Origin of the sequence: Streptomyces sp. NPDC059582 (genome assembly GCF_042735715.1) — a bacterium.
In the GTDB taxonomy this organism is placed as follows: domain Bacteria; phylum Actinomycetota; class Actinomycetes; order Streptomycetales; family Streptomycetaceae; genus Streptomyces.
On record NZ_JBHWCC010000001.1, the window covers coordinates 431,527 to 457,757 of the forward strand.

The following is a 26,231-nucleotide window of genomic DNA, read 5'->3' on the forward strand; positions in this document are numbered from 1 at the left end:
TCAGCCGGGCCCGGCCCGCCGTGGCCGCCGCAGGCAGCCGAGCAACTCGTCGGTGGTCGCGAGGGTCGCCACGAGGGCGAGCGTGTTGCGGATCATCGCGGAGGTGTAGTCGGAGGGCACCCCCGCGATGGCGTCCGTCGGCACGACGGCGGTGTAGCCGCGGTTGACCGCGTCGAAGACGGCGTTGGGGACGGCCACGTTGGCGGAGACACCGGTGACGATCAGTGTGCGACAGCCGAGGTTGCGCAACAGCGCGTCGACATCGGTGCCCTGAAGGGGGGACAGGCCGTGCAGACGCCGTACGACGAAGTCCTTCTCGGCGACCTCGATCGGGGGTGCGACGCGCACCGCGGTGGTCCCGGTCAGCTGCTGGACGGGCAGCCGCTCGGCGACGCGGAAGAGGCGGGCGTTGCGACTGGCGCCCCGGCCGTCCGGACGGCGCTCGGCGACGGCGTGGATCACCTGGATCCCGCTCTCGTGCGCGGCGGCGACCAGCCGGGCGACGTTGGCCAGGGCGCCCGACGACCGTGCCTCGCGGGCGAGTTCGGGCAGTGCGCTGTCGGGGCCGACGACGCCCTGCTGGCATTCGACGGTCAGCAGCACCGTGTTCACGGGGTCGAGGAGGCGGGACAGCTCTTCTGACGACGGCATGGCTCTTCCTTGTCGCCGACGGTGTCGGGGCGGGCGAGACTAGCCACCATTGCGCGGGGACGGAAGACGAACCATTCTTTTCTGACGTGACGTCAGAGAATCTCAGGGGATCCGCCCGCTCGGGAACGGCCTCCTCTGACACGACGTGAGGAAAGAAGAGGGGGCCGCATGACCGTCACTCAGCGCCGGGGCCGCAAGATCATGATGACACCCGGGGAACTGGACGAGTTCCTCACCACCCAGCGCACCTGCCGGGTCGCCACCGTGTCGGCCGACGGCGCGCCGCACGTCAGCACGTTGTGGTTCGCGTGGGACGGCACGTCGATGTGGCTGTACTCGGTGGTGCGCAGCAAGCGCTGGACCGATCTGCGCCGTGATCCCCGGGTGGCGATCGTGGTCGACACGGGCGAGGAGTACGACGAGCTGCGGGGGGTCGAGCTGTCCGGGGCCGTGGACTTCGTGGGCGAGAGCCCGCGCACCGGCGAGCTGCGCGCGGAACTCGACGTCCCGGAGACCCTGTTCGCCCGCAAGAACTTCCGTCTGGAGGAGATGCCGCACGACGGCCGGCACGCCTGGGTGCGGCTGACGCCCGAGAAGATCGTGTCGTGGGACTTCCGCAAGCTCGGTACCACGTAGAGGCGTTCAGCCCACGCGCCGCGCCGCCGCCCGCAGCGCCTCGACCGCCGCGCGGATCGACGGGCGGCGGTCGGCGTCGGCGCGCCAGACGACGTAGACGTGCCGACGCACCCGCTGCCGGAGCGGGACGGTGACGACGCCGGGCGGCATCGGGTCGCGGCCCAGCAGGGGCACGACGCACACTCCCAGTCCGGCCGCGACCAGTCCCAGCTGGGTGTGCGTCTCACCGGCGCGGTGGCCGACGATGGGCTCGATGCCGCGTGAGCGCAGGGTGTACATCAGCCACTCGTGGCAGAACTCGCCCTCTCCCCAGGTGATCCACTCGTCCTCGGCGAACTCCCCGAGGTCCACCTCGTCGCGCCCGGCGAGCGGATGGTCCGCCGGCAGGGCCACGTCGGCGGGGTCGTCGAGGATCGGCGCCTTCGCCAGGCCGTCGGGCAGCGGGATCGGCTTGTTGTACCAGTCGAGTACCACCGCGAGGTCCAGGTCGCCGCGCACCACGGCGGCGATCCCGTCCTCGGGTTCCAGCTCGCAGGAGCGCAGCCGCAGCGCCGGGTGCTCGGCGCGCAGTGCGGCGAGCGCGGTGGGGAACAGTCCACGGGCGGCGGTCGGGAACGCCGACAGCCTGAGCTCGCCGACGACCTGTCCGCGCTGCGCCTCCAGGTCGGACTGGGCGAGCTGCACCTGGGACAGGATGCGCGCCGCGTGGTCGGCGAGCAGCCGGCCCGCGTCCGTCAGCCGTACGCCCCGGCCGTGCTTGGCCATGAGCTGCTGCCCGACCTCCCGCTCCAGCTTGGCCAGCTGCTGCGAGACGGCCGACGTGGTGACGTGCAGCCCCTCGGCCGCCGCGCTGACCGAGCCGTGCCGGGCGAGGGCGTCGAGGGTACGCAGCCGCTCCAGGTTCAACATGTAAGCGATGCTACGAGGTTCTGGGCCGTGATTACGCTGGCCCTACGAGGTACAGGTGCGGGGGACGGCTGCGAACCGACGCGACCGCGGTACTCCGAGGGATACCGCCCATGGCTGGCCCCGGCTGGAGTGGTCCGTGGCCCTCAGACGTATCGTCGGGCCGGAGCCGCGCCCGTCGCGGCCGCCACCGCGTCCGCCAGGGGCTCGGTCTCGTCCGCGGTCAGGGTCGAGACGGTGATCCGGATGCCGGGGGGCGCGCTCATCCGGAAACGCGCGCCGGGCGCGACCGCCCAGCCGGCGTGCAGCAGCCGGGCGACGGCTCCGGTCTCGTCGGGGACCGGGACCCAGACGTTCATGCCGCTGCGGCCGTAGGCCTCGATCCCCCGGTCGGCGAGCGCGCCGATCAGCGCGTCGCGCCGCCGCCCGTACGCCGCCGCGACCTCCCCCGTGTCCACCGCCGCGCCGGTCCACAGCCGTAGCACCGCCCGCTGGGTGATCCGGCTGACCCAGCCGGGCCCGAGCCGCTGCCGGCCGTGGACCCGGTCGAGGGTGACGGTGTCCCCGGTGAGCACCGCGAGCCGCAGGTCGGGGCCGTAGGCCTTGGCGACCGAGCGGATGAAGGCCCAGCTCCGGGTGGTGCCCGCGAGCGGGTGCAGGGGGAGGCCGACGATCCGGTGGCCGTGGTCGTCCTCGATCAGGAGGGTGTCGGGGTGGTCCCGGAGCACCGCCCGCAGGGCCCGCGCGCGGGTGGCGCTCACCGCGGCGCCGGTGGGATTCTGCGCCCGGTCCGTGACGATCAGGGCGCGTGCCCCGGACTCCAGGGCCCGGCGCACGGCGTCCGGGAGCGGGCCGTCGTCGTCGACGCCGACGGCCGCGACCCGCAGGCCGAGCGCCGGAACCAGGTCGAGCAGACTGCCCCAGCCGGGATCCTCGACGGCGACCGTGTCCCCGGGCTTGAGGTGCGCGGCGAGGACCCGTTCCACGGCGTCCAGCGATCCGGAGGTGACGGCCAGCGCGCCGTCCGGCACCCCGTCGGCGTCCAGGTCGGCCCGCGCGACGCGCGCCAGCTCGGGCTCCACCGGGTCGTCGCCGTACAGGACCGGCTCCCGGTCGGCCTGCTCGGCGGCCAAGGCGAACGCGGGCGCGAGCGGCGGCAGCAGCGCCGGGTCCGGGTTGCCGTCGGCCAGGTCCCGTACGTCCTCCGGCACCTCCACCCGGAAGTGTTCGCGTCCCGTCGTGGCCGGCTTGGCCCGCACCCGGCTGCCCCGCCGGCCGGACGTCTCGATGACCCCGCGCTCGCGCAAGGTGCGGTAGGCGGCCGCGACGGTGTTCGGGTTCACCCCGAGCTGCTCGGCCAACTCCCTCATCGGCGGCAGCAGTTGGCCGGGGCGCAGCTCACCGTCCCCCACCGCGCGTTCGACGCTCGCCGAAATGTCCGCTGCGCGCCGCCCCTGGATCGGATATTCTCCTAGCACAAAGTTGATTATGCACTAGTGCAATGGAGAGCGCCATGCAGGGGACCGCCCAGACGCCGCCATCACCCGCCGCCTACCGTCCGACCGACCGCACGGTCCCCACCCGGGCCGCGGACCGGGCCTCCTACGACAGGGAACTGGTGCACGCGATACTCGACGAGGGCTACGTCTGCCACCTCGGGTTCGTCCGCGACGGTGCGCCTGTGGTGCTGCCCACGCTCTACGGCCGGGTCGGCGAGCGCCTCTACGTGCACGGCTCGACGGGCTCGCGTCCGCTGCGGATGACAGGACAGGCCGAACCGGGGCTGCCTGTGTGCCTGACGGTCACCCACGTCGACGGCCTGATCCTGGCGCGCTCGGCCTTCCACCACTCGCTCAACTACCGCTCGGTGGTGGTGCACGGCGTCGCCCACGAGGTGACGGACCCCGAGGAGAAGCGGCGGGCACTGGACGCCCTCGTGGACCACGTCGTACCGGGCCGCGCCGCCGACTCCCGGCCCGCGAACAAGAAGGAACTGGCCGCCACCTCCGTGATCCGCCTCGACCTGGACGAGGTCTCCGCCAAGCTGCGCACGGGTGGCGTGAGCGACGAGCCCGAGGACCTCGCCCTCCCCCACTGGGCCGGCGTCGTCCCCCTGCGCAAGGGTTACGGCACCCCGCTCCCCGCCCCCGATCTGGCCCCCGGCACCGAGCTCCCCGACTACCTGGCCGGCCTGTGATGCTGATCCACCCCTGGGACGCGCCCCGTGACGACGCCGAGTGGCAGGGCTGGCTCGCGACGCACGACTTCGGGCAGCTCGCGGTCAACGGCCTCCCCGGCGAGCCGCCGCACGTGCAGCCCCTGCACTTCGCCTACGACCCCGGGCGAGGTGAGGCCCTCACCCACCTCGCGCGTCCCAACCCGCTCTGGCCCGCCCTGGAGGCGAACCGGGAAGTGGTGCTGAGCGTCGTCGACGACTACGTCTTCGTGCCCGGCCCCTGGCAGGCGCCACCCGAGGGCCCGTCGGAGCACGGCACGCCGACGAGCTTCTACGCGGCGGTCCAGCTCCGCTGCACGGCCCACGTCGTGGACGACCCGGCGGCCAAGGCCGAGCTGCTGAACCGCCAGATGGGCCACTTCCAGCCGGAGGGCGGCTCGGCACGGGTGGCGGTCGGCGAGGTGCCGTACGGCCGTCAGCTGTCCGGCATCCGCGGAGTGCGGCTCGAAGTGACAGGCGTGCGGGCGAAGTTCAAGTACGCGGGGAGACACTCGGACGAGATCCGGGCACGGATCGAGACCGGACTGACGGCCCGCGGCGGCCCCGGTGACGCGGCCGCGCGCGAACATCTGCTGCGCAGACAGACGGGCTGACGGACACCGGCTGACCGGCTGACGGGCATGGGCTGACGGGAGGGGGCCCGAGGGCTCGGCCGACGGGACGGCCTCCTGACGGGGACCTGTTCCGAGGGCCCACGCCGGGCAAGAGCCTTTACGGGTCGGGCTCCTTCAGGCGCAGCCACCCTCCAGCGCAGCCCTTCCGGGTCTGGTCCCCTCCGGGGATCGACCCGGAGGGGACCAGACCAAGCCGCGCCGGACCAGGCCGCGCCGGACCCGCCCGTGTCAGGCCGTGTCAGACCGTGGTCAGGCCGTGGTCAGGCGCCGCCGTCTGCCGTGTCCGTGTCTCCGCCAAAGCCAGGCCTGTGACCGAGGCGAGCATCAGGAGGGTGCCGGTGAGGGTCGCGGGTGTGAGCCGTTCGCCGAGCAGGGCGACGGCGAGGACCGCCGCCGCGACCGGCTCCAGGAGCATGATCACGGACACCGTGGCCGAGCGGACGACGGCCGCGCCCGCGAAGTAGAGGGCGTAGGCGAGGGCCGTGGGGACGGCCGCGATGTACGCCACCAGCCACAGCGTCCGGCCCAGGTCGGCGGTGTGCGGCAGCAGCCCCTGGGTCAGCGCGAACGGCAGCAGGCACAGGCTGGTGACCGCGAACGCGCCGATCGACGTGCCGGCCGCGTCCGCCCCGCCGTCGCGCCCCCACCAGCGCGTGAACAGGGTCATCGCGCTGTAGCCCGCGGCCGACACCAGCGCGAGCAGCACCCCCCACGGACTCACGGTCGCACCACCGCCACCCGCCACGAGCACCCCGAGCCCGGCGAGCGCCCCGGCGACGGCGGTGACCCCGCCCCCGCCGAGCCGCTCCCCCATGGTCAGCCGGGCGCCGAGCGCGATCAGGACCGGTCCGGCGCCGAGCGTGACGACGGTGGCCACGGCCAGACCGGTGGCGTCGACGGCCGCGAAGTAGGCCGTCTGGAACACCGCGAGCCCCACGCCCGTGACCCCCGCGCGCAGTGCCCTGCTGCGCAACGGCAGCGGTACCGCGGCGCTGCGGGCGCGAGGACGCAGCAGCCGGGCGGCGAGCAGCAGGACCAGCCCGGCCGCGCAGCGCCAGAACGACAGGGTGACGGCGCCCAGATCACTGGTCCGGTAGACCAGGGAGGCGGCCGCGCCCGCGGTGCCCCAGGCGAAACCGGCGATGGTCAGATACAGCAGGCCTCGCCCGACGGGCAGGCCGGAAACAGCAGTGGACATGCGTTCTCTCCGCAGACGCGCAGCGACAGTGCGCGGAAGTTCGGGAAAGGACCTCGGCTCAGCGAGGTCCGCGGACTTCGGCCGCGGGCAGCACCGTGCGGCCCGGCTGTACGCCGGGCCTGATCACCGGAAGGCCCGCCTCAGGCGGCCGGAGGCGGAAGAACGAGTGCGTCCGAATGCATGATCCACACTTTAGGCCGCCGGTTCGGGAGTGGACAACTGCCGTTCGGGCCCGCCGACCGCCACCGGCTCCGGCGACCCCTTGGCGGGCGTGGACGACTGGGCGATGAACGCGCCGATCAGCACCACGGCACCGCCCACGATCTGCGGCGCGGAGAGGTGTTCGCCGAGCAGTACCCAGGCCAGCACGGTCGCGATGACGGCCTCCAGGCAGGCCACCACCCCGGCGACCTGCGGCGAGAGCCGCCGCACGGAGACCACCCCGGTGACGTACGCGACGACCGTGGCGACGAGCACGATCCAGACCAGCAGCAGCCAGGCGGCCACCGGGATGCCGTCCATCCGCGCGGTGCGCGTCAGCACGGACCAGTCCATGGTCCAGGGACGGGCCACGGCGGTCAGCACCACGGCGCCCACGAGCAGGCCGTAGGCGATGACGCCGAGCGGGTCGGGGGCGTCGTCGCCGGAGTCGCTGCCCTGGTCGGACAGGACGAAGTAGCCGACCTGGCAGCAGGCGGCGCAGAGCGCGAGGAGCAGTCCGAGCACATCGAAGCCGAGTCCCGTCCACACCTCGACGACGCAGGCGAGCCCCCCGGCCGCGAGGGCCACACCGAGCACGGCGGCACGTGTCACGGGCCGGCGCTGTACGAAGCGCACCCACCCGAGGACCAGGGCGGGCGCGAGGTACTCGACGAGCAGCGCGACCCCGACGGGTATCCGGGAGATCGCGGCGAAGTAGCAGGCCTGGACACCGGCCACGCCGAGCAGGCCGAACCCGGCGAGCAGAGCGGGGCGGCGGCGCACCAGCGCGCGATGACGCACGGCGAGCGGCAGCATGAGCAGGGCAGCGCCGGCGACCCGTAGCCACACCACGTGCAGCGGGTCGAGACCCGCTTCGATCAGCGGCTTGGCCGCTACTCCGGATCCCCCGAAGGCCAGCGCCGACGCGAGCGCGAGACCCAGCCCCGCGCCCTTTCCCCGGCCGCTCCGACCGCTCTCTGACATATGCACCGGCACATGATGACAGGCGGCGACAGGAGCGTCATCCCCGATGACACCTGTCTCACCGGCTGGACGCGCACGAAGCTCCCCCACGGACACGACGCGAACTCGGCGAACCCGCCGACCAGGCGCCTTCAGCGGGTCCCGCGGCAGGTCCCGCGGCAGGCAGTCCTCAGGAGCAGAGCCCCAGCGAGGGAGGCCTCGACAGGCGGGCTTCAGCAGACCTGGCTCACCACGCCGTCCAGGGCGTGTTCCGAAAGTCCCGTCCGGCCCGCGACGCCTGGCACGGCACCCCGCCGCGTTGTCGGGATCGCCCGCGTACGCCCGGTACGCGGACGCCCCTGCGCCTTGCGACACACCGCACCGGACGCCGCGGGCCCCGCCCTCCGGGCGGACGACGCCACTTCCGCACACGCCCTAGGCGCCCCCGGCGTACTCCTCCAGGCCGCTGTCGATGCGGGCGGCCACCTCACGCGGGTCCACCCCGGCGCGCGCCAGCACCTCCACCGCGCGGGCCTGCGGATCGAGGACGATCGCCGCGAGCAGGTCGACACAGCGGGCCGGTTCGCCGCCGCGCAGCGCGGCGCGCTCGCAGGCGTGCACCATGGCGCCGGCGGCCAGCGGCGAGAACCCCTCGGCCGCGGACTCCGTCACCGAGGACGGCGCGGGCGGCGTCGGCAGCGGGCCGGAGGCCTCGACCCCGCCCTGCCAGCGCAGGCCGTAGCCGATGCTGCGCTGGACGAGATAGCCGAGCAGGCGGGCCATCTGCGGTCCCTCGCCGAAGACGGCACGCGCCTCGGGATCGGACTCCAGCAGTGAGTGCAGCAGATGGGCGGTGTCGATATGGCGGTCCCCGTCCCGCAGCGCCCTGCGCCGGGCACCCGTGACCACCGCCACCAGTTCGGCGCTGAGCCCGGCCTCGCCGTCGGCGTGCCGGATGCCCTGTTCACTGGTCGACTGCCGGGGAATACGGGGTTGCACATCTCCTAGCTCATCAGTCTCTGCGGATCCGGGCATCCCCGGCGCGAAGCATCTTCGCGTCCCACGCAGAGTGGACACCGCAGGCCGAAATCTCCTCCCTACGGATGAGATCACGCCGTTCCTCGCGCGCGGCGCGCGCCGCCTTGCTCCACGCCCCTGAGGCAACCGGCCCACCCGGCCGCTCGTCCCACACGGACATGGAGAGCGGGTACCGCCTGGTCACGCCGCCTGCGGTCGACGGCAGGCACCATGTCTACCGGGTGGACGCCCTGACGGACGCGCTGCCCGCCGACCTGTTCCGGGACGCGTGGCACCGCCACGAGGAGAGCCGCCTCCCGCTCCCGGCTGTCCGCTTTCCGCCCACCGCTCACCGCAGCCGTGGAGCCACCACATTTCCTGACTGTTCATCAGTATTGAATGTTCGGGGCCCTGCGGCTACGTTCCGCGACACCGTAGCCCGACACGAAGAGGTGGTCGCATGGCCGAAGTCAGCGCGGAGGCACGTATCCAGGCCTCCGCCGAGAAGGTGTGGGCGCAGCTCACGGACTGGTCCGCCTACGGCGAGTGGAACGCGACTCACACCAGCTTCCCCAAGGGCGGCCCGGAGACCCTCGAAGTCGGCGCCACGTTCCAGGAGAACATGAAGCTGATGGGCTTCCCGGCGGAGGTCGAGTGGACCGTCGAGGAACTGGAGCCGGCCCGCGTGCTCGCCATCCGTGGCAAGGGCCCGATGGCGGTGACCGTCGCCACGCGCTACACACTGACTCCCGACGGCGACGGCACGACGGTCCGCATGGACGGCGAGTTCACGGGCGCCGCCGTCTCGCTGATGGCGGGCAAGCTCAAGGACTCGGCGACGGCGGCACTGAACGAGTCACTGCGCAAGCTCGACGGCCTGGTGACCTGAGGGGCACGCGCAGAGAGGCGCCCGGCGGAGCGATTCCACCGGGCGCCCATGGTGTCGTCCCGCATGACTTCCACGAGTTCCGCTCAGCCGTCGGCTTCAGGACCTGCCCTGGTCCTCGTCGGCGAGGATCAGGTACAGCTTCTTGCGGGCGTCGTTGATGACGGTCAGCGCCTTCTCGCGCTGCTCCTTGGTGCCGGTCTTCCAGACCTGGCCGAAGGCCTCCATCAGACCGAAACCGGCCTGGCGGATCTCGGAGAGGGCCTCCCAGTCGACTCCGCGCGAGGCCTCTTCCCAAGGTGCGTCGGCGCCTTCGTCGGCGGCCGTGCGGCCCGACTCGGTGAGCGAGAACAGCTTCTTGCCGCCCTCGGTCTCACTGACGATCAGGCCCTCGTCCTCCAGCAGCTGGAGGGTCGGGTACACCGAACCGGGGCTGGGCTTCCACGCCCCGCCACTGCGCTCGGCGATCTCCTGGATCATCTCGTAACCGTGCATGGGCCGGTCCTTGAGCAGGGCCAGGATCGAGGCGCGCACGTCACCTCGACGCGCCCTCCCCCGGGGCCCGCCACGCCCTCGGCCACCCCAGGGCCCGGGTCCGCCCGGGCCGAAGCCGGGGCCGCCGGGACCGAAGGGTCCGAAGGCCGCACGCCGCCCGTCGAAGCCGCCCCGGCCATGTCGGGAGGGGCCGTCCTGTCCATGTCCACGCTCGAATCCGTGGGAACGCATCGCAATCACTCCATCAGTCGTCGATCTGTCGCGATGCTTCAACGATATATCGGTAGGCTGCCCAGGGGCAAGCCCCATCCGAACGGACGGTGTCCGGCACCGCTGAACCCTGACCGAGTGCCACTGAAGTTCGACCGGTGGTCCGAGGTGCGCAACAGGGAGCAGGCCTGACGCATTCGACAGGCCACTGCGTCGCCCTCTTCTTGAACATCGGCGAAGATCTCGTTCTCAACGGGTGCCAGGCTGCGGTCCCATGGGCGGGCGATCCTGATCCCGCCGGCGGTCCGCCTCGGCGGGGGACCGGCTGATTTATGCGACAGCGACCGGCGCCGTTCGACGCGGTACGAGCTGAGGCACACGCTTGCCCGCCCCGGCGGGTCGGCGGCGCCGCATGGCCGGCGACCCATACAGAGTGCCATTACTTGCACACCTAACGTGGCACACCTAGCTTCGTAACCAGCGGAGACTGTCCGCTCTTCGTTCGGTTTGCATAACTGATGGCGGCCTTTCAATGCCAGGCGAATCCGCCAGTCCGGCTGCCACTTGTGTGCCACCTAGCCGACCATGCCGCCGCGCGACCGGATTGTGGGCTGCGCGGATTGCGGGCCGCCTGAAAGCCAAGGAGAAGGTCATGAAGAAGATGGTCCTCATCACAGCGGGCATGGCAATGGCCACGGCATTTTCCGCAGTACCCAGCCAGGCAGCTCAGGCCGTACTCGTTGTGGATGACAACGGAGCGCAATGTCCGGGCGCAGCTTTCACCACGATCCAGGCAGCGATCACTGCGGCCTCACCAGGAGACGTGATCAGGGTCTGTGCCGGGACGTACAACGAGGTTGTCACCGTGAACAAGGCGAATTTGCAGCTGATCGGACCGGCCGTGGCCCCCACAGGGACAGCGTGCCGCCAGGCCGGAGCTCCGGATCCGTCCAGACAGGCGATCATTCAGTCGGCGGGCGGTTCAGGCAGTGTCCGCTTGGTGGAGAACGGCATCAGATTCTCCCGCTTCACCGTTCAGAACAACACCTCCAGCTATGGCATCGTCACGAGCGCGGCACATTCAGGCCACCAGGTCCGGCAGAACATGATCCAGAACAATGTAATTGGGGTCTATTTCCAATCCAGCGGCACAAGCCTTTCCGAGGTTGAACAGAACTGCATCCGCCAGAACAATAAACCAGGTTCTGCAAGTGGCAGCGGAATCTACTCGGACGCGGGCCTCAAGAAGGCAGACATCGAAACAAACACCTTCTCTGGTAACGAAAACTCCGGGGTCCTTCTGGACGCGCCGGCACCCGGAGGGATCGACAATGTCAAAGTAAACAGCAACACCTCCTTGGGAGACAGAGCCTTTGCATTCATCTTCAAGTCCAACAACGCCAACGTAGGGAGTAACATCATCCGGGACAACTTTGGTGCCCCCGGGATCTTCTTGGGTGACAGCAACACGAACACGAAGATCACCTCCAACATCATCGAGAGGGGATTCCTGGGCGTGCGGGCCAACGCCTTCGGCCTTTCACCCAACACCAACGTCACCATCTCCAACAACGTCATCAGAGATTCCAACTCAAGCACCGTTGGTCACGGCATCAGTGTGGCAGCGAACTCCCTCACGAACTCCGTCATCTCCGGGAACGTCGCCAACGACAACGCGGGGGACGGCATCCGAATCGACGCCGGCGGCAACGGGGGCAACACCATCAAGTCCAACGTCTTCCGTCACAACGGCGTGCTCGACTGTCGCGACAGCACCAGCGGCACCGGCACCGACGGCACGGCCAACACCTGGAGCGGCAACGTCGGTCCGAACGCGGCCCCTCCCGGCATCTGCCTCTAGCCTCGCCCTTTTCATCCAGGGATGGCTGGCTCTCAGATCCCGGACACAGTCTGCGACCACCGGGCAGTGTTCCCCGCGGAAGCACGTGCCTGCCGTCGCATCCTCTGCGATCCCGCCCGTCATCGACCAACTCGGTCGTCAGCCTGATGCCGCGGAACATGAACTGCCTGGGCGGCTGACCCGGTTGGCCGCTGTCCCCGATCCGCGCAAGCCCTGCGGTGTGCGCCACGGCCTGGTGTGTGTGCCGGCGCCGGCCTCCTGCGCCGTACTGACCGGGCGACCTCGCTCCTGGCCATCAGCGAGTGGGCTGCCGATGCGCCATCGGCAGCCCGGGACCGCATCCGCGCCCGTCGCTGCCTGTTGACCGGCACCCGGCCGGTGCCGTGCGAGACGACTTCCATCCCCTTCTGGACCACCTCGCCGACCTGGCCGACACCGTCGTGATCAGCGACGCCATGCACACCCAACGCGAACACGCCGAGTACCTCGCCCGTCGCGATGCCCACCACATCGTGATCGTCAACGGGAATCAGAAGAAGCTCCGCAAGCAGCTCAAAGCCCCTCCCTGGCAGCGGATTCCGCTCCAGAGCCGCATCCGCGAAAGCGGTCACGGCCGTGGCGAGATCCGCCGCATCAAGGTTTGCACCGTGAACAACCTGCTCTTCCCCGGCGCCCGCCAGGCCGCCGGCCCGAACGGCGCGGCCTGCACCGTCAGAGCGGCAAGGTCAGCATCAAGACCGTCCACGCGGTCACCAGCCTCAGCGCCGGGAAGGCCACTCCCGCCCAACTCGCCGACACGATCCGCTCGCACTGGCAGATCGAGGCCCTGCACCACGTGCGGGACACCACCACCTTCGCCGAGGACGCCTCGCAGCTTCGGACCGGCGATGCGCTGCGCACCAGCGACCTGGCGCAACCATGCCATCGGCGCCCTGCGCCCCGCCGGCACCCAGAACGTCGCCGCCGCACTCCGGGCCGACTCGCACGGCCCGAAACGCCCGCTCGCCCTACTCGGCCCCACATGATCACGAACCGGACATCACGCGCCTCCGCCGAAGCCCTGAGTTGATCCCTGTTCGGCGACGCAACCTGCGGATGTCATCGCGGAGCGGGCGCATAGGATCGCCGGCATGGCGCTGCGACCTGTGCACGTGATCATCAAGGCTCTTGACGCCTCAGCGGTCGGCCGGTTCTGGGCGGAGGCGCTCGGCTGGAGTGCTTACAGCGCCGGCGTGACCACCTTCGTCGGACCCGTCGGCGGCCTCGTCTGGCCGGACCCGGTCATGATCGGCGTCGACGTCGTTCCCGTCCCGGAAGCCAGGACGACAACAAAGAACCGGGTGCATCTCGACCTCGCCACCACCTCCGCGGCCCATCAGGCGGAGTTGGTCGCGCGCCTCCAGGCTCTTGGTGCGACGCCTGCCCACGTGGGCCAGGGCGACGTGCCGTGGACGGTTCTCGCCGACCCGGAGGGCAACGAGTTCTGCGTGCTGGAGCCCCGGGAGATCTACCGGGACACCGGGCCGATCGCCGCGGTTGTGGTCGACTGCGTGGATCCGCGGGACATGGCCCGGTTCTGGGGTGAGGCGACGGACTGGGCGCTGCACGAGGTGACCGACGAGCACGCGGTGTTGCGCTCCGCCAAGGGTGCCGGCCCCTATCTCGAGTTTCTGCGCACGCCGGGAGTGAAGACCGCGCCGGACCGCGTCCACCTCGACCTGCTGCCGTACCCCGGTGACGACGAGGCGGCGGAGGTGGCCAGGCTGCGGGCCCTCGGCGCCACCGACCTCGACCTCGGCCAGGGCGACGTCCCGTGGACGTGCCTGGCCGACCCGGAGGGCCACGAGTTCTGCGTCCTCGCCCTGTCCTGACGCGGAGCATTCGCGACACCCCGGGACGCCCGTCGTCGGTCGGGCGCGCTCACCGCGTACGTCCGTCGGGCGCCGGCCCGTCGTCCGTCGCACGCCGGCCTGTTCGTCCCGTCGGGCGCTGCCCCGGCGCGAGCCGATCGTCCTGCCCCCCCCCCCCGGCCACGGCCCGTCGTCCGTCCCTGCGCAAGGCCGTCGACTGTCCGGAGCCGGATCCGGTCCAGTCGCCGACGATTGGCCTTGGTCCGCCGGGGCGCGGAGCCCTAGCGTCGTGGCATGCTCATTCGTATCGTCGACGCCTTCACCGACCGCCCCTTCGCCGGCAACCCGGCCGGAGTGCTGCTCCTGGACGCCTTCCCGGACGACGAGTGGCTCCAGAAGGTGGCCCTGGAGGTCAACCACGCCGAGACGGCGTTCGCCCACCCGCTGCCCCCGGGCGGCGAGGCCGACTGGGCGCTGCGCTGGTTCACGCCCGCCACCGAGGTCGCGATGTGCGGCCACGCCACGCTCGCCACGGCCCACGTACTGCACACCGCGGGCGGTCACCGGAGCCCCGTCCGGTTCGCCACGCGCAGTGGCGTCCTGATCGCCACGCCCTGCGAGGACGGCTCGATCACGCTGGACTTCCCCACCTCCCCGCTGACGCCCGTCGAACTCCCGGACGGGGTCGCCGAGGCCCTCGGCGCCACGCCGCTCGCGGCCTTCGACACCGGCCCGAACGTCGGTGACCTGCTGCTCGAACTCCCGGACGAGAAGACCATTCACGCCCTGAAGCCCGACCACCGCGCCCTCGCCGCCTACTCGTCGCGCGGCGTCATCGCCACCGCCCGCGCCGAGGAACCCACCCGGGGCTACGACTTCGTCTCCCGCTGCTTCTTCCCGAACGTCGGCATCGACGAGGACCCCGTCACCGGCAGCGCCCACACCGCCCTCGCCCCCTTCTGGTCCGAGCGTCTCGGCCGCCCCGGACTCACCGGTCTCCAGGCGTCGCCCCGCTCCGGCCGCGTCCGCACCGAACTGCGCGGCGACCGCACGCTGCTGAGCGGCCACGCGGTCACCGTCATCGAGGGAGAACTGCTCGCCTGACCACCGCGCCGACCCGCCCGCTCGACGGCTCACGCCGTCGGCAGCCAGCCCACCTTGCCCGCCAGCAGCGCGTACCCGACGAACGCCCCGATGTCGAGCAGCGAATGCGCCACCACCAGGGGCCCCACCCGGCCCCAGCGCCGGTAGAGGTAGACGAACACGACGCCCATCACCATGTTGCCGACGAAGCCACCGATGCCCTGGTAGAGGTGGTAGGAGCCGCGCAGTACGGAACTGGCGACCAGCGCGGTCCCCGGAGTCCAGCCCAACTGGCCCAGCCGGCGCAGCAGATAGCCGACGACGATGACCTCCTCGAGGATCGCGTTCTGCATCGCCGAGAGGATCAGCACCGGATACTTCCACCACACGTCGGGCAGCGCCTCCGGCACCACCGTGAGGTTGAAGCCCAGGCCGCGGGCGGCCAGGTAGAAGGCGATCCCGGTGCTCCCGATCACGGCCGCGACGCCCGCCCCGCGGCCCAGGTCGGACCAGGGCCGGGTGCGGTCGAACCCGAGGGTGCGCAGTCCCTGGCCCTCGCGCAGCAGGAAGTGGGCGACCAGCGCGACCGGCACCAGCGCCGAGGCGATACCGAAGAGCTGCCACGCGAGGTCGAGCCAGGGACGGCCGGGCGCGGCCGAGGCGTTGAGCGTGGCCGCCTGGTCCTTGAGCCCCCCTGGCTTGGTGACCGATCCGACGAAACTGATCAAGGCGGACACACCACTCGCACCGAGCGAAAGCCCCAGTACGAGCAGCGTCTCATCCCGGAGAATGCGCCGCGAGGGCCGCCCCTGCGGAAAAGAATCGGCCACCGAGCCCGTCTCCACCTGCACACCTGCTTCCGTTGGGTGATCCCGCACCGTGCCCGTCATCGCCAGGGTCTCGAAAGAGGTTGCGAGGATCGTGCGCGACAGGCCGTCGGGGGGACGGACTCCGTACGGGGCGCGCCTGCTGCCCTTCGTACGCCGTGCGCCGTCGTCCGGCACGAGCCAGGCAGGGGCACCACTGTCATGGGACGTCACAGCTTGCCCGATCGGTACGACGCGGGCGCGGCCGCCCCCCGTCCTCACCGTCGTCGCCGGACGTCGCCCCTCACGACCGTCCTCGTCAGCCCGTTCATGGGCGGCGCGACGGCCGCGCCATGAACAGCGACAGCACGCACGACGTCGGCGCGCACCAAGACGCCACGCACGACGTCAGCGCACACCAAGACGCCACACCACGGCGCCACGCACCACGTCGGCGCGCCACCGAGACGGCGAGACGGCCCGCACCGATGGATCCCGGAGTCGCGTCCGCGGCTCGCTCAGCCCAGCGGCACCGGCTCAGGCAGTCCCACCGGCCAGGTGTGCACGGGCTCCCCGAGCAGCGTCAGCTCGCGGTACCGCCGGGTGGTGGCGGCGAGCGCGGCCTCCCGGGACAGGCCCTTCTCCAGGGCCCGGTGGAACGTGGCCGACTGCCAGGACGCGCCGTTGGTCCGCCGCCGGCAGCGCTCGTCGATCACGCCCAGATACAGGTCCCGGTCGGCGGGTTCGACACCCCAGGCGTCGAGTCCCGCCTCGGCGAGCGGCAGCAACTCGTCGCGTACGAGGCCGACGGCGTCGACCTCCGTCGTGCCGCCCAGCCGGCCGCGCCGGGGCCATTCGAGGCGGGCGTCGATGCCGTACCGGCACGCCGCGTCGAAGTTGGCGGCGGCCGCCTCGAACGGCAGCCGGGTCCACACCGGCCGCGACTCCTCGGCCAGGGCGCGCACCACGCCGTAGTAGAAGGCCGCGTTGGCCAGGACGTCGGTGACGGTGGGTCCGGCGGGCAGTACCCGGTTCTCCACCCGCAGGTGCGGCCGGCCGTCGGCGATGCCGTAGACGGGGCGGTTCCAGCGGTACACCGTGCCGTTGTGCAGGACCAGTTCGCCCAGGCTCGGGATACCGCCCGCGTCCAGGACGTCGAGCGGGTCCTCGTCGTCGCAGATGGGCAGCAGCGCCGGGTAGTAGCGCAGATTCTCCTCGAACAGGTCGAACGCCGAGGAGATCCACCGCTCGCCGAACCAGGTCCGCGGTCGCACGCCCTGGGCCTGGAGTTCGGGCGGCCGGGTGTCGGTGGACTGCTGGAACAGCGGGGGCCTGGACTCGCGCCACAGCTCGCGGCCGAACAGGAAGGGCGAGTTGGCGCCCACGGCGATCTGCGCGGCGGCGACGGCCTGCGCGGCGTTCCACACGTCGGCGAAACGGCCCGGGGTGACCTGGAGGTGCAGTTGGACGGAGGTGCAGGCGGCCTCGGGGGCGATGGACTTGGAGGTACAGGTGAGGTGCTCGACGCCGTCGATGTCGAGCGCGAAGTCCTCCCCGCGGGCGGCCACGATCTGGTCGTTGAGCAGGGTGTAGCGGTCGACGGCGGAGAGGTTCGAGGACACCAGGTCGTCCCGGTCGAGGGTCGGCAGAATACCGATCATCACGATTCCGGCGTCGAGTTCGCCGGCTTTCCGGTCGGCATATGCCAGGGACGTACGAAGTTCCTCGGCGAGCCGATCGAATACCCGCCCGCCCAGCCGATGGGGAGCTATGTTCACTTCCAGATTGAACATGGCGAGTTCTGTTTGGAAATCACGACTCGCGATCCGTTCGAGCACTTGCGCATTGAGCATTCTCGGCATGCCGTCGGCTCCGAGCAGATTCAGTTCGATCTCCAGCCCCATGAGGTTCCTCGGGCGATCGAACCGCTTCTCCTCCAGAAGCCGCTCCAGCCCCGCCAGGCACCGCCGGAGCTTGTCGCGGTAGTGCTGGCGATCGGACAGGTCGAACCGACCTGCCGCGACCTTCTCCCCCATGGAAGCGTCCCTCCTACGCGGGGCGGCCCGGTGATTCCGGCCGCCGGTGTCCTGGGTCAGGTGGGATGATGCCCAGCGGAAGCGATCGATAACGCCTCCACCGGGCCGGGCAGCCGCTACATTGGTCGGAAGTGACCGGCGGCACATTCACGGGGCATGGAACAGTGCGGCGCTTCGAGTACCCCCTTCTCCTCGTGAAAAACGCCGACGAGAATTGGCCGACCGCTGCACATGCATAACCCGAGGTCATCGCCGTGCAGCGGGCCAAGAATCGGGATGATTCCCGCGTACTGCCGACCGAATGAACCCTTGCCGAAACCGCGGGAAACGGCTAGACGAAACACAGGGTGAACGCTCGTCGTATAAACTCCGCGAAACAAGGCGGAGAAGGTTGGCGCCCACGGTCGAAGGAATCTGTCGTCGAGGTGACGAACGGCAGGCACACCCGCACCCCTGGTTTCACAGACCCCGGCCCCTGCCTCTCCGACCCGCGAGCTGACAACGCCGTCCGCACCGCCCCACGCCGCACCGCCCCGCCGTCGCGCCACCGTGCCTGTCGAATGAGAGGCGACCCACCATGCCGCTGCATGTCCCCCCGGCTCCCGCGCCAGCCCTCCGCTCCGTCCTCACGGCACTCGGTTCCCCCACCGCGGTCCGCGAAGCCCGGACCCCCTCCCTGCGCACCGCCCAGGGACCCACGACGCCCGAACTCCCGCTGCCCGTCCACGTACTGGACCCGATCACCCCCGAAGGCGTGTCCGCCACCCGGCTGGCCGGCTGGCGGTTCCTGATCCGCTGCGGCGACCGCGCGGTGGCCGCGGCCGAGACCATGCTCACCCCCGACGGCTGGGCCTTCTCACACTTCTTCGAGGGGCCCTACATCGCCTCCACCGAGCGGGCGCTGCGCCAGGCCGAGACGGTGCAGCAGCCCTACCAGGCGCGTCTGCTGTCAGTGCCCGGCCTGTACATGCTCACGCTGTGGCTGCACGGCGACTGCGCCACGGACGGCGCCGAAGGACATCCCGCCGCCACGGACCTGCTGGTCCCGCTGGCGCCGGCCCCGCCCGGCATCGCGGCCCACCGGCCGCACCGGGTCGCCGAACTGCTCCCGGTGCTGACCCATCGGGCGACATCGGCACCGCTGCTGAGCCAACCGGCCTGACACCCGGGTCCGCCTCCGCTTGCGTACCCCGCCGCCCCTGGAATTCAGGGGCGGCGGGGTGCAAGTGTGTTTCCGGTGTCAATAGGTCACAGTTCGAGTGCCCTTGCCTACTCTGGTCAGGGCGGACCGGACCCATTGCGCTCCTAAGAGCCGCAATGCGCTCGTACGAGCCGGAAATTGCCTCCGGCTCGTAGGGACTAGCCCTGTACGACCACTTCGAACCACCCGAAGGGACCGTGCAGTTGGAATGAACCGTCCGCCGGAGTGATGCGTCATCAACCTGTAAGAAGCGGTGCACCGAAATCCCTGCGGATTGACGCCCGTGGGGCAACACTGGGTTCCGACCGACTTATCGCCACGGGGGACGGACATGACCACAACAGAGACAGAGATCCCACCCATGTGCCAGCACCAGCCAGCGTGCCCGACAGCCGACTCCGCCGACCGGGAATCCGCCCGCCTCACGGCGCACCACCCGGAGCAGGGCTGGAGCCTGCTGTGCAACGGCGTCCTGCTCTTCGAGGACACCGGTGAGCTCCTGCCGGACGGCCAGATCATCGCCCCGCACCGCCCGCTGGAGACCAGCCGGGTCGTGACGGCCGCCTAGGACGGTTCCTGAAGCCCGACGGGGCCAGCACCATCGGGCGGCACGGCGCGCCGCCCGACGACATGAGGGGCCGGACCGCAGACTCCCTGCGAACCGGCCCCGACGCATGTCCGGCGACGATCACTCACCGTAGTCCCCCGGGCGTGCTGCGACAGGGCCGCCGACCGGGCCGACCGCCGGCCACGGCGTGCGGACGTCCACGGGGGCGAGTCGTACGTGCGTGAGCGTGGGTCATCCCTTCGTCGCGCCCGCGGTGAGGCCGCCGACGAGCTGACGCTCGGCGACGGAGTAGAAGGCCAGGGCCGGGACCATGGCCAGGACGAGATAGGCGAAGACGCGGGCGTACTCCGCCGAGTACTGGCCCTGGAACTGCTGGACGCCGATGGGCAGGGTCCACCAGGTGCTGTCGGTGAACACCAGCAGCGGCAGGAAGAAGTTGTTCCAGCTGGTGACCACGGCGAGCACCGAGACGGTGCCGAGCGCGGGCCGGGCCATGGGCAGGAGCACCCGCCAGAAGAACCCGAACGGGCTGCACCCGTCGAGGGTCGCCGCCTCCTCCAGCTCGCCGGGGATCTGCCGGAAGAAGCCACGCAGGATGATGATCGTCATCGGCAGTCCGTAGGCGGCCTGCGGGAGGATCACGCCCAGCGGGTTGTCCAGCAGGTCCAGCGAGCGCAGCAGCAGGAACAGCGGCAGCGCCGCCACCGCGAAGGGGAACATCAGCCCCATCGTGAAGAGGGTGAACAGCGCCTCCCGCCCGCGAAAGGCGAACCGGGCGAAGGAGAAGGCCGCGAGCGCGGACACGGCGACCACCAGCACGGTCGTCACCACCGCGATCAGCGTGCTGTTGCCGAGCAGCCGCCAGAAGTCGCCCGCGCGCAGGATGTCGGTGTAGTTCCCGGTCAGCCACCGGTCGGGCAGTCCGAAGGGGTTGCGGGAGAGCTCGTCGGTGGACTTGAAGCCGGACAGGACGGCGTACAGCAGGGGGACGACCATCACCGCGCCGACGGCGACCAGGGTCAGGTGCAGGGGCAGGGTCTTGCGGGTCACTTGCCGTCCCCCCTCATCGTCGTGGTGGCCCCTTCGAGGTCGCGGCGGAGCACGAACCGCTGGTAGGCGAGGGCGAAGACGAGGCAGATGCCGAACATGACCACGCTGATCGCGCTGGCGTAGCCCACCTGGTAGCGCTTGAAGCCGAACTGGAACATGGTGACGGCCATCGTCTCGGAGTGGTGGTCGGGGCCGCCCTGGGTGACCACCCACACCAGGTCGAACAACTGGATCGCCCCGATGACGGACAGGAAGACGCTGATGCGCAGGGTGGGCGCGAGCAGCGGAAGGGTGACGTTGCGAAAGCGCTGCCAGGGTCCGGCGCCGTCGATCAGCGCAGCCTCCGTCAACTCGGCCGGGATGGACTGGAGTCCGGCCAGGTAGAGCATCATGTGGAAGCCGAAGTACTTCCACGTCATGACGAGGAAGAGGGTCGCCATGACCCAGGAGGGGTCGGCGAACCACTCGCCGCCCAGCGCGTCGAGGCCGACAGCGCCCAGCACGTGGTCGGCGAGTCCGTCGTCCGGGGCGAAGATCATGCTGAACAGCACACCGGTGATGGCCTCGGACAGGACGTACGGCGCGAAGAACAGCATCCGGTAGACGGCCCGGCCGCGCAGCCGCTGGTTGAGCAGCACCGCCATGGCGAGCGCGAAGGGCAGCTGGAGCGCGAGCGAGAGGCCGACCAGGATCAGGCAGCGCCACAGGTCGCCCAGGAACACCGGGTCCTCGAAGAGCCGGGTGAAGTTGTCCGCGCCCGTGTAGTCGGAGGGCATGCCGAAGCCGCCCCAGCGGAAGAAGGCGGCGTACAGCGCGAACAGCATCGGCAGCAGGACCAGCCCGATGAACAGCACCAGCGCGGGTATCTGGAAGCCGACCGCGGTGAGCCAGTTCAGCAGGCGCCGCCGGGCCCGCCCCCGGGCCGAGGCCGCGGTCGGGGGCGGGAGGACGACGTCCGGACCCGACCGCTTGTCCGGGAGGAAGGTGGAGGTCATCGCGGGCTACTGCTCTTCCTTCGCAGTCTTCGTGATCGCCTGTGCGACCTGCTCGGGGGACTTGGAACCGGCGATGAGCGCGGCCACGCTGTCGTTGACCTCCTGGCCGACGGCGGGCGCGTAAGCCTGGTCGAGATAGAGCTGGAAGCCGGTGGCGCTCTTCAACTGCGCCTGTACGGCTTTGAGGTTGGGGTCGGTGAGGACGCTCTCGGCGGCCGGGGCCACCGGGAGCACACCGGTCTTCTTGACCAGTTCCTGGTCCGTCGCCCGGGAGGCGAAGAACTTCAGGAAGTCGACGGCCTCCTGCGGGGCCCCCTTGCGCAGGGCGTGGCCGCCCCCTCCGCCGAACACCTCGGTGATCGTGCCGCGGCCGCCGTCGACCGCGGGGAACGGGAAGAAGCCGAGGTCCGCGCCGAGACCCTTGCCCGCGTCGGCCTCGACGACCGGGGCCCACTGGCCCATGAGCTCCATCGCCGCCTTGCCGTTGCCGACCGTGGCGGCCTGGCCGGTGGGGGTGGAGTAGGCGGCGCCGAGGAAGCCCTTCTGGAACGGCTGGAGGTCGACGAGCTCCTTCAGGTGGCCGCCGGCCTCGACGAACCCGGCCCCGGTGAAGTCGTTGTCGTCGTCGGCCTTGCGCAGGGCGTCGATGCCGGCGGTACGCATCGCCAGGTAGGCCCAGTAGTACATGCCGGGCCACTTCTCCTTGCCCGCGAGGGCGAGGGGGGTGATTCCGGCGGACTTCAGTTTGCGCACGGCGTCGAGGAAGCCGCTCCAGGTGGTCGGCGGTGTGCTCAGGCCGGCCTGCCGGAACAGCGCCTTGTTGTACCAGAAGCCGATCATGCCGATGTCGAACGGGATGCCGTACGTCCTGTCGTCGAGCAGGTACGGCTGCTTCGCGACCGGCAGCAGCCCGTCGGCCCACGCCTTGGTGCTGTCGGTGAGGTCCTCGACGAGCCCCGCGTCGACCTGCTGCTCGAGGACGCCCCCGCCCCAGGTGTGGAAGATGTCCGGCAGCTTCCCGGAGGCGGTCAGCGCCGTCATCTTCGACTTGTAGGCGTCGTTCTCCAGTTGGACGATCTTTATCTTCACCTTGGGGTTCTGTGCCTCGAACTGCTTGGCGAGGGCTGCCCAGACATCTTTGGTGGGCTGGGTGGTGGAGATGTTCCACCACTCGATCGTGGTCGTCCCCGACGACCCTCCGTCCGAGTCTCCGCCGCAGCCGCTCAGTGCCGTCATGCCCAGACCGGCCGCGGCGGAGACCGCCAGGAAGCCGCGGCGGGACAGTGCCGGGTCGCCCATGATGCGCTCCTTGGGTACGGGACGGCACGCCCTGACCGTCCGACAGTCCGAAAGTTTCGAAGTCAGCCCGGAAACCTTCGCTGCTGCCGCACCCTAGAGACAGGCTCCGACGGGTGGCAACCCCCTGTACGCGGCGAATCCTCAGCCAACTTCGCCGGAATTCGCGACGGTTGGCATTCCGAGGGGTGGTCCGGGCCGCCGGAGACGGCCGCGGAGCCGGAACGCCCCGGACAGCAGTCCACCCCGACCCGGCAAGCGCGGGGGTCGGGGTGGAGTCGGGGTGATGGCGTCCGGGTGGAGTCGGACAATCGCCGGAGATCACCGGCTTGTTGTTCATCGCGTCGCCAGATATGCCCGTTCCTCCGCTGGATCCGAACGAAACTTTCGGATCGCTCGGCGAACATTAAGGAGCGGACTGTGAGGGGGCGACGGGAAGCGGGCAAGACTTCCCGTCGCCCCCGGCGAAGGCGTGGGCTACACGCCCACGTCGCGGCTGCGGAGGTCGTCCAGGGACTCGCGGCGCACGAGGAGCCGCGCGTGCCCGGCGTGCACGGCGGCCACCGGCGGACGGCCGACCATGTTGTAGCCGGAGGCCATGGACAGGTGATAGGCACCGGCCACGGGCACGGCCAGCAGGTCTCCGGGGCGTATGTCGCCGGGGAGTTCGACGTCGGTTGCCAGGATGTCGCCCGCCTCGCAGTGCCGGCCCACGACCGTCACCGGGGCGGGCGCCTCGGTGCTGTGGCGGCCGATGAGGCGGGGTGCGTAGCGCACGCCGTACAGCGCGGGGCGCGGGTTGTCGCTCATGCCGCCGTCCACGGCCACGAAGGTGTGCTCACCGGTGCGTTTGACGGCCAGGACGTGGTAGATCGCGATGCCCGCCGGGCCCGCGATGGCGCGGCCCGGTTCGATGATCAGGCGCGGGACGGGCAGCCCGGCCGACGCGCACGCTCCGGCCAGTTCGGTACGGACCCTGCGGGCCAGCGTGGTGATGTCCAGTGCCTGTTCGCCGGGAAGGTAGGCGATGCCGTGACCGCCGCCGAGGTCGAGTTCGGGCAGGACGATGCCGTGCTGCTCGCGCAGCCGCGCCATGAGGCCGACCATGCGGCGCACGGCGGCGAGGTAGGGCTTGACGCTGGTGATCTGCGAGCCCAGGTGGCAGTGCAGACCGGTCAGTTCGAGCTGCGGCTGGTCGAGGATGCGGGCGATGGCGTGCTGGGCGTAGCCGTCGGAGATGGACAGGCCGAACTTCTGGTCGTCGGTCCCGGTGCGGATCTTCTCGTGGCCGCCCGCGCTGATCCCGGGCACCACGCGGACCATGACCTTCTGCCGGCCGCCGGGGCCGACCGCCGCCGCCAGCCGCGCGATCTCCGACGGGCTGTCGATGACGATACGGCCGACACCGAGACGCAGGGCGGTCTCCAGGTCACGCGGGCTCTTGGCGTTGCCGTGCAGGACGATCCGCTCCGGCGGGAAGCCGGTGGTGACCGCGAGTTCCAGCTCGCCGGCCGAGCAGACGTCGAGACCGAGTCCCTCCTCGGCGGTCCAGTGGACCATGGCACGGCACAGGAACGCCTTGGCCGCGTACAGCACTTCGGCGTCGGGGAAGGCGTGCCGGTAGGTGCGGCAGCGCTCACGCACCTCGCCCTCGTCGAGGACGTAGACGGGGGTGCCGAAGCGTTCGGCGACCTCGGCGAGGAGTACACCGCCGACCGCGAGGGCGCCGGGGCGTTCCTCGGTCGTGGAGGCGGGCCACACGGACAGGGTCTCCGCGGTGGAGACGGTGGGTTCTTCAACGGTCGTCATCGTACGTACTCCTTCAACCTATCCGCAGGGCGAACACCGGGGCGACGGGCGCGACCGGGACGAGGGGCGGAGGACGGCGCCGAGAACTGCGGGTCCACCGTGAGGGCGGTGACACCCAGCGGCGCGGTCAGCGCGCGCAGGGCGGGCCCGGCGAGCCGGATCCACGCCTGCCCGGGGCCGAGGCTCGCGGTCAGCCTGCGGACGGAGGTGAATCCGACGGCCGTACGGTGGCCGAGCGGAGTGCGGAACAGCATGGCCGCGCTGCCTTCTGGTCCCGGCCGGACCGGAACGAACAGTGGTCCGGCCGGGAACCGATCGAAAGGTTCGGGGTCGTCGCCGCACTGAGTGTCTGCCATGGGATGCCTCCTGGAGGATCCGGGGTGGTTCAGGTCGTTCAGGTCGTTCGGGAGGGACGGTTGGGCCCCGACGCGGGGAGGCGGACCGGGGCTCGTCCTCGACGCTATGCCCGGCTCACCCTGGGTGCGGGCGGCTCATGACGTGATGCTGACGGCGAACAGGCCGACGCTGACGGGTTGCTGACGCGAGTGGCGAACGGGCCTCGGGACGGCCGTCAGAAGTACGCCAAGAAGCGTCGAACGGGGTGGCCGAGGGCCTCGGACCAGGGGTGAGATGGAAGCGTCCGACCCCGAGGATGCCCGCGGGCAGTGCACCGCCGGCGCATGCGAAGAACGGTGAAGTCATGTCTGGTTCCGAGGGCCCCACCGCGTTCGACGGCCCCACCGCGTTCGAGGGCCCCACGGCCGCCCGGGTCGTGGTGGGAGTGAGCGGTTCGCCGGGAAGTATCAGCGCCCTGCGCCGGGCCGCCAAGGAGGCGCGGCGGCGCGACGCCGAGCTCTGGCCGGTGCTGGCCTGGGAGCCGCCCGGCGGGGAGCTCTCCGCCCTGCGGCACCAGGTGCCGAACGCGTCGGCCGAGCAGTGGCAGCACCTGGCCCGGGAGCGACTGCTGACCGTGCTGGGCGAGGTCTTCGGCGACGCGGGTCCCAGCGTCGGCATGCGCGCTCTGGTCGCGCGCGGCGCCCCCGGACCTGCCCTGGTGGAGATAGCCGACGGTGAGGACGACATCCTGGTCGTCGGCGCGGGACAGCGCAGTCAGTGGCACCGCGCGTGCTCACGCTCGATCAGCCGCTACTGCCTGGCCCACGCCACCTGTCCGGTCCTCGCGGTCCCGCCGTCCCCGCTGGAGTCAGAACTGGCGGCCGTGCACCGCCGCAACGCCTGGCGACTGCGGCTGGACACCCGGACTCTGGCCCGGGAGACGGAGACCGTGCCGCCGGACGCCTGAGCCGTCGGCGGCTCAGCGGCCCACCCGGACGCCCGAGCCGCCGGCCGACCGGCCCACCGGTCCCCCGGTCCCTCGATCCCCCGGAGCCACCCGGTCCCCAGAGCCCACCGGTCACCCGGTCACCCGGTCACCAACGGCCGAACGGCCCGCTACGAGAGCATCGTCGCCGGAAGGTCCGGCCGGGCCGGCTGCCGCCCCGGTGCCATCCGCAGACTCAGCACCATGGTGAGGCCGCCGCCGGGCGTGTCCTCGGCGTCGAGAGTGCCGCCCATCGCCTCGGCGAAGCCGCGTGCGACCGCGAGGCCGAGGCCGACACCGGCCCCGCGCGGAGCGTCACCGTAACGCTGGAACGGTTCGAAG

At 71.0% G+C, this 26,231-nt stretch carries 25 protein-coding genes; 10 read left to right on the plus strand and 15 right to left on the minus strand.

Going from position 1 to position 26,231, the window contains the following annotated elements:
- Positions 1 to 651, minus strand: a complete 651-nt coding sequence (locus ACFV0T_RS01945; RefSeq protein WP_385773354.1) for a cysteine hydrolase — start codon at positions 649 to 651, stop codon at positions 1 to 3.
- Between the two features lie 168 nt (positions 652 to 819).
- Between ACFV0T_RS01945 and ACFV0T_RS01950 the strand changes: the two genes are divergently transcribed.
- A complete protein-coding gene (locus tag ACFV0T_RS01950) occupies positions 820 to 1,287 on the plus strand; it encodes a pyridoxamine 5'-phosphate oxidase family protein (protein WP_385773356.1) in 468 nt (155 codons plus the stop codon).
- Positions 1,288 to 1,293: 6 nt separating this feature from the next.
- On the opposite strand, the gene ACFV0T_RS01955 is transcribed toward ACFV0T_RS01950, so the two are convergent.
- Together ACFV0T_RS01955 and ACFV0T_RS01960 are read right to left on the minus strand one after the other, a co-directional pair.
- Positions 1,294 to 2,196 carry a LysR family transcriptional regulator gene (locus tag ACFV0T_RS01955; RefSeq protein WP_385773358.1) on the minus strand — a complete coding sequence of 301 codons (903 nt, stop codon included), beginning with the start codon at positions 2,194 to 2,196 and terminating at the stop codon, positions 1,294 to 1,296.
- A 143-nt stretch (positions 2,197 to 2,339) separates the two neighbouring features.
- Complete coding sequence (locus tag ACFV0T_RS01960; RefSeq protein ID WP_385773360.1) at positions 2,340 to 3,671, minus strand: aminotransferase class I/II-fold pyridoxal phosphate-dependent enzyme; 1,332 nt, start codon at positions 3,669 to 3,671, stop codon at positions 2,340 to 2,342.
- A 35-nt stretch (positions 3,672 to 3,706) separates the two neighbouring features.
- Here ACFV0T_RS01960 and ACFV0T_RS01965 point away from each other — a divergent pair, with 35 nt between their 5' ends.
- On the plus strand, positions 3,707 to 4,390 hold the full coding sequence (locus tag ACFV0T_RS01965) for a pyridoxamine 5'-phosphate oxidase family protein (protein ID WP_385773362.1): 684 nt from the start codon (positions 3,707 to 3,709) through the stop codon (positions 4,388 to 4,390).
- Complete coding sequence (locus tag ACFV0T_RS01970; protein WP_385773364.1) at positions 4,390 to 5,022, plus strand: FMN-binding negative transcriptional regulator; 633 nt, start codon at positions 4,390 to 4,392, stop codon at positions 5,020 to 5,022. Before ACFV0T_RS01965 ends, ACFV0T_RS01970 begins: the two co-directional genes overlap by 1 nt.
- A gap of 259 nt (positions 5,023 to 5,281) precedes the next feature.
- On the opposite strand, the gene ACFV0T_RS01975 is transcribed toward ACFV0T_RS01970, so the two are convergent.
- The 3 genes from ACFV0T_RS01975 to ACFV0T_RS01985 form a co-directional block, all read right to left on the minus strand.
- A complete protein-coding gene (locus ACFV0T_RS01975) occupies positions 5,282 to 6,241 on the minus strand; it encodes a DMT family transporter (protein ID WP_385773366.1) in 960 nt (319 codons plus the stop codon).
- Between the two features lie 192 nt (positions 6,242 to 6,433).
- Positions 6,434 to 7,438, minus strand: coding sequence for a DMT family transporter (locus tag ACFV0T_RS01980; protein ID WP_385773368.1), 1,005 nt, complete (start codon positions 7,436 to 7,438; stop codon positions 6,434 to 6,436).
- A 402-nt stretch (positions 7,439 to 7,840) separates the two neighbouring features.
- Positions 7,841 to 8,404 (minus strand): Clp protease N-terminal domain-containing protein, encoded by a 564-nt coding sequence (locus tag ACFV0T_RS01985; protein WP_385773370.1) that lies wholly within the window; start codon positions 8,402 to 8,404, stop codon positions 7,841 to 7,843.
- 478 nt (positions 8,405 to 8,882) lie between these two features.
- Between ACFV0T_RS01985 and ACFV0T_RS01990 the strand changes: the two genes are divergently transcribed.
- Positions 8,883 to 9,311 (plus strand): SRPBCC family protein, encoded by a 429-nt coding sequence (locus ACFV0T_RS01990; RefSeq protein ID WP_385773372.1) that lies wholly within the window; start codon positions 8,883 to 8,885, stop codon positions 9,309 to 9,311.
- Positions 9,312 to 9,407: 96 nt separating this feature from the next.
- Here ACFV0T_RS01990 and ACFV0T_RS01995 read toward each other — a convergent pair whose 3' ends face one another.
- A complete protein-coding gene (locus tag ACFV0T_RS01995; RefSeq protein ID WP_385773374.1) occupies positions 9,408 to 10,034 on the minus strand; it encodes a PadR family transcriptional regulator in 627 nt (208 codons plus the stop codon).
- 631 nt (positions 10,035 to 10,665) lie between these two features.
- Here ACFV0T_RS01995 and ACFV0T_RS02000 point away from each other — a divergent pair.
- The 3 genes from ACFV0T_RS02000 (at position 10,666) to ACFV0T_RS02010 (ending at position 14,828) form a co-directional block, all read left to right on the plus strand.
- A complete protein-coding gene (locus ACFV0T_RS02000) occupies positions 10,666 to 11,874 on the plus strand; it encodes a nitrous oxide reductase family maturation protein NosD (protein WP_385773376.1) in 1,209 nt (402 codons plus the stop codon).
- A 1,130-nt stretch (positions 11,875 to 13,004) separates the two neighbouring features.
- Positions 13,005 to 13,745: a VOC family protein gene (locus ACFV0T_RS02005; RefSeq protein WP_385773378.1), complete on the plus strand. Its 741-nt coding sequence runs from the start codon at positions 13,005 to 13,007 to the stop codon at positions 13,743 to 13,745.
- Between the two features lie 273 nt (positions 13,746 to 14,018).
- Positions 14,019 to 14,828, plus strand: a complete 810-nt coding sequence (locus ACFV0T_RS02010) for a PhzF family phenazine biosynthesis protein (protein WP_385773380.1) — start codon at positions 14,019 to 14,021, stop codon at positions 14,826 to 14,828.
- Positions 14,829 to 14,857: 29 nt separating this feature from the next.
- Here the strand turns inward: ACFV0T_RS02010 and ACFV0T_RS02015 are convergent, their stop codons facing one another.
- Together ACFV0T_RS02015 and ACFV0T_RS02020 are read right to left on the minus strand one after the other, a co-directional pair.
- Positions 14,858 to 15,658, minus strand: a complete 801-nt coding sequence (locus ACFV0T_RS02015) for a CPBP family intramembrane glutamic endopeptidase (RefSeq protein WP_385773381.1) — start codon at positions 15,656 to 15,658, stop codon at positions 14,858 to 14,860.
- Positions 15,659 to 16,131: 473 nt separating this feature from the next.
- Positions 16,132 to 17,649 carry a glutamate--cysteine ligase gene (locus tag ACFV0T_RS02020; protein ID WP_385773383.1) on the minus strand — a complete coding sequence of 506 codons (1,518 nt, stop codon included), beginning with the start codon at positions 17,647 to 17,649 and terminating at the stop codon, positions 16,132 to 16,134.
- A 577-nt stretch (positions 17,650 to 18,226) separates the two neighbouring features.
- Here ACFV0T_RS02020 and ACFV0T_RS02025 point away from each other — a divergent pair.
- Both ACFV0T_RS02025 and ACFV0T_RS02030 read left to right on the plus strand, forming a co-directional pair.
- Positions 18,227 to 18,811: a hypothetical protein gene (locus tag ACFV0T_RS02025; RefSeq protein WP_385773385.1), complete on the plus strand. Its 585-nt coding sequence runs from the start codon at positions 18,227 to 18,229 to the stop codon at positions 18,809 to 18,811.
- Positions 18,812 to 19,211: 400 nt separating this feature from the next.
- The gene (locus tag ACFV0T_RS02030) at positions 19,212 to 19,418 is read left to right on the plus strand and encodes a DUF5999 family protein (protein WP_385773425.1); all 207 of its coding nucleotides are present in this window, start codon (positions 19,212 to 19,214) and stop codon (positions 19,416 to 19,418) included.
- Between the two features lie 231 nt (positions 19,419 to 19,649).
- Here ACFV0T_RS02030 and ACFV0T_RS02035 read toward each other — a convergent pair whose 3' ends face one another.
- The 5 genes from ACFV0T_RS02035 to ACFV0T_RS02055 form a co-directional block, all read right to left on the minus strand.
- Complete coding sequence (locus ACFV0T_RS02035; protein ID WP_385773427.1) at positions 19,650 to 20,414, minus strand: carbohydrate ABC transporter permease; 765 nt, start codon at positions 20,412 to 20,414, stop codon at positions 19,650 to 19,652.
- 50 nt (positions 20,415 to 20,464) lie between these two features.
- Entirely contained in the window at positions 20,465 to 21,463 is a 999-nt protein-coding gene (locus ACFV0T_RS02040; protein ID WP_385773387.1) for a carbohydrate ABC transporter permease, read from the minus strand.
- 6 nt (positions 21,464 to 21,469) lie between these two features.
- Positions 21,470 to 22,762, minus strand: a complete 1,293-nt coding sequence (locus ACFV0T_RS02045) for an extracellular solute-binding protein (protein WP_385773389.1) — start codon at positions 22,760 to 22,762, stop codon at positions 21,470 to 21,472.
- Between the two features lie 474 nt (positions 22,763 to 23,236).
- Complete coding sequence (gene lysA, locus ACFV0T_RS02050; protein WP_385773391.1) at positions 23,237 to 24,568, minus strand: diaminopimelate decarboxylase; 1,332 nt, start codon at positions 24,566 to 24,568, stop codon at positions 23,237 to 23,239.
- On the minus strand, positions 24,565 to 24,924 hold the full coding sequence (locus tag ACFV0T_RS02055) for an SAV_915 family protein (RefSeq protein ID WP_385773393.1): 360 nt from the start codon (positions 24,922 to 24,924) through the stop codon (positions 24,565 to 24,567). The genes lysA and ACFV0T_RS02055 overlap by 4 nt, the downstream gene beginning before the upstream one ends.
- A 344-nt stretch (positions 24,925 to 25,268) precedes the next feature.
- Here ACFV0T_RS02055 and ACFV0T_RS02060 point away from each other — a divergent pair, with 344 nt between their 5' ends.
- On the plus strand, positions 25,269 to 25,871 hold the full coding sequence (locus ACFV0T_RS02060; RefSeq protein ID WP_385773395.1) for a universal stress protein: 603 nt from the start codon (positions 25,269 to 25,271) through the stop codon (positions 25,869 to 25,871).
- 149 nt (positions 25,872 to 26,020) lie between these two features.
- Here the strand turns inward: ACFV0T_RS02060 and ACFV0T_RS02065 are convergent.
- Positions 26,021 to 26,231: ATP-binding protein (locus ACFV0T_RS02065; RefSeq protein WP_385773397.1), on the minus strand; the 211-nt coding region annotated here is incomplete at its 5' end.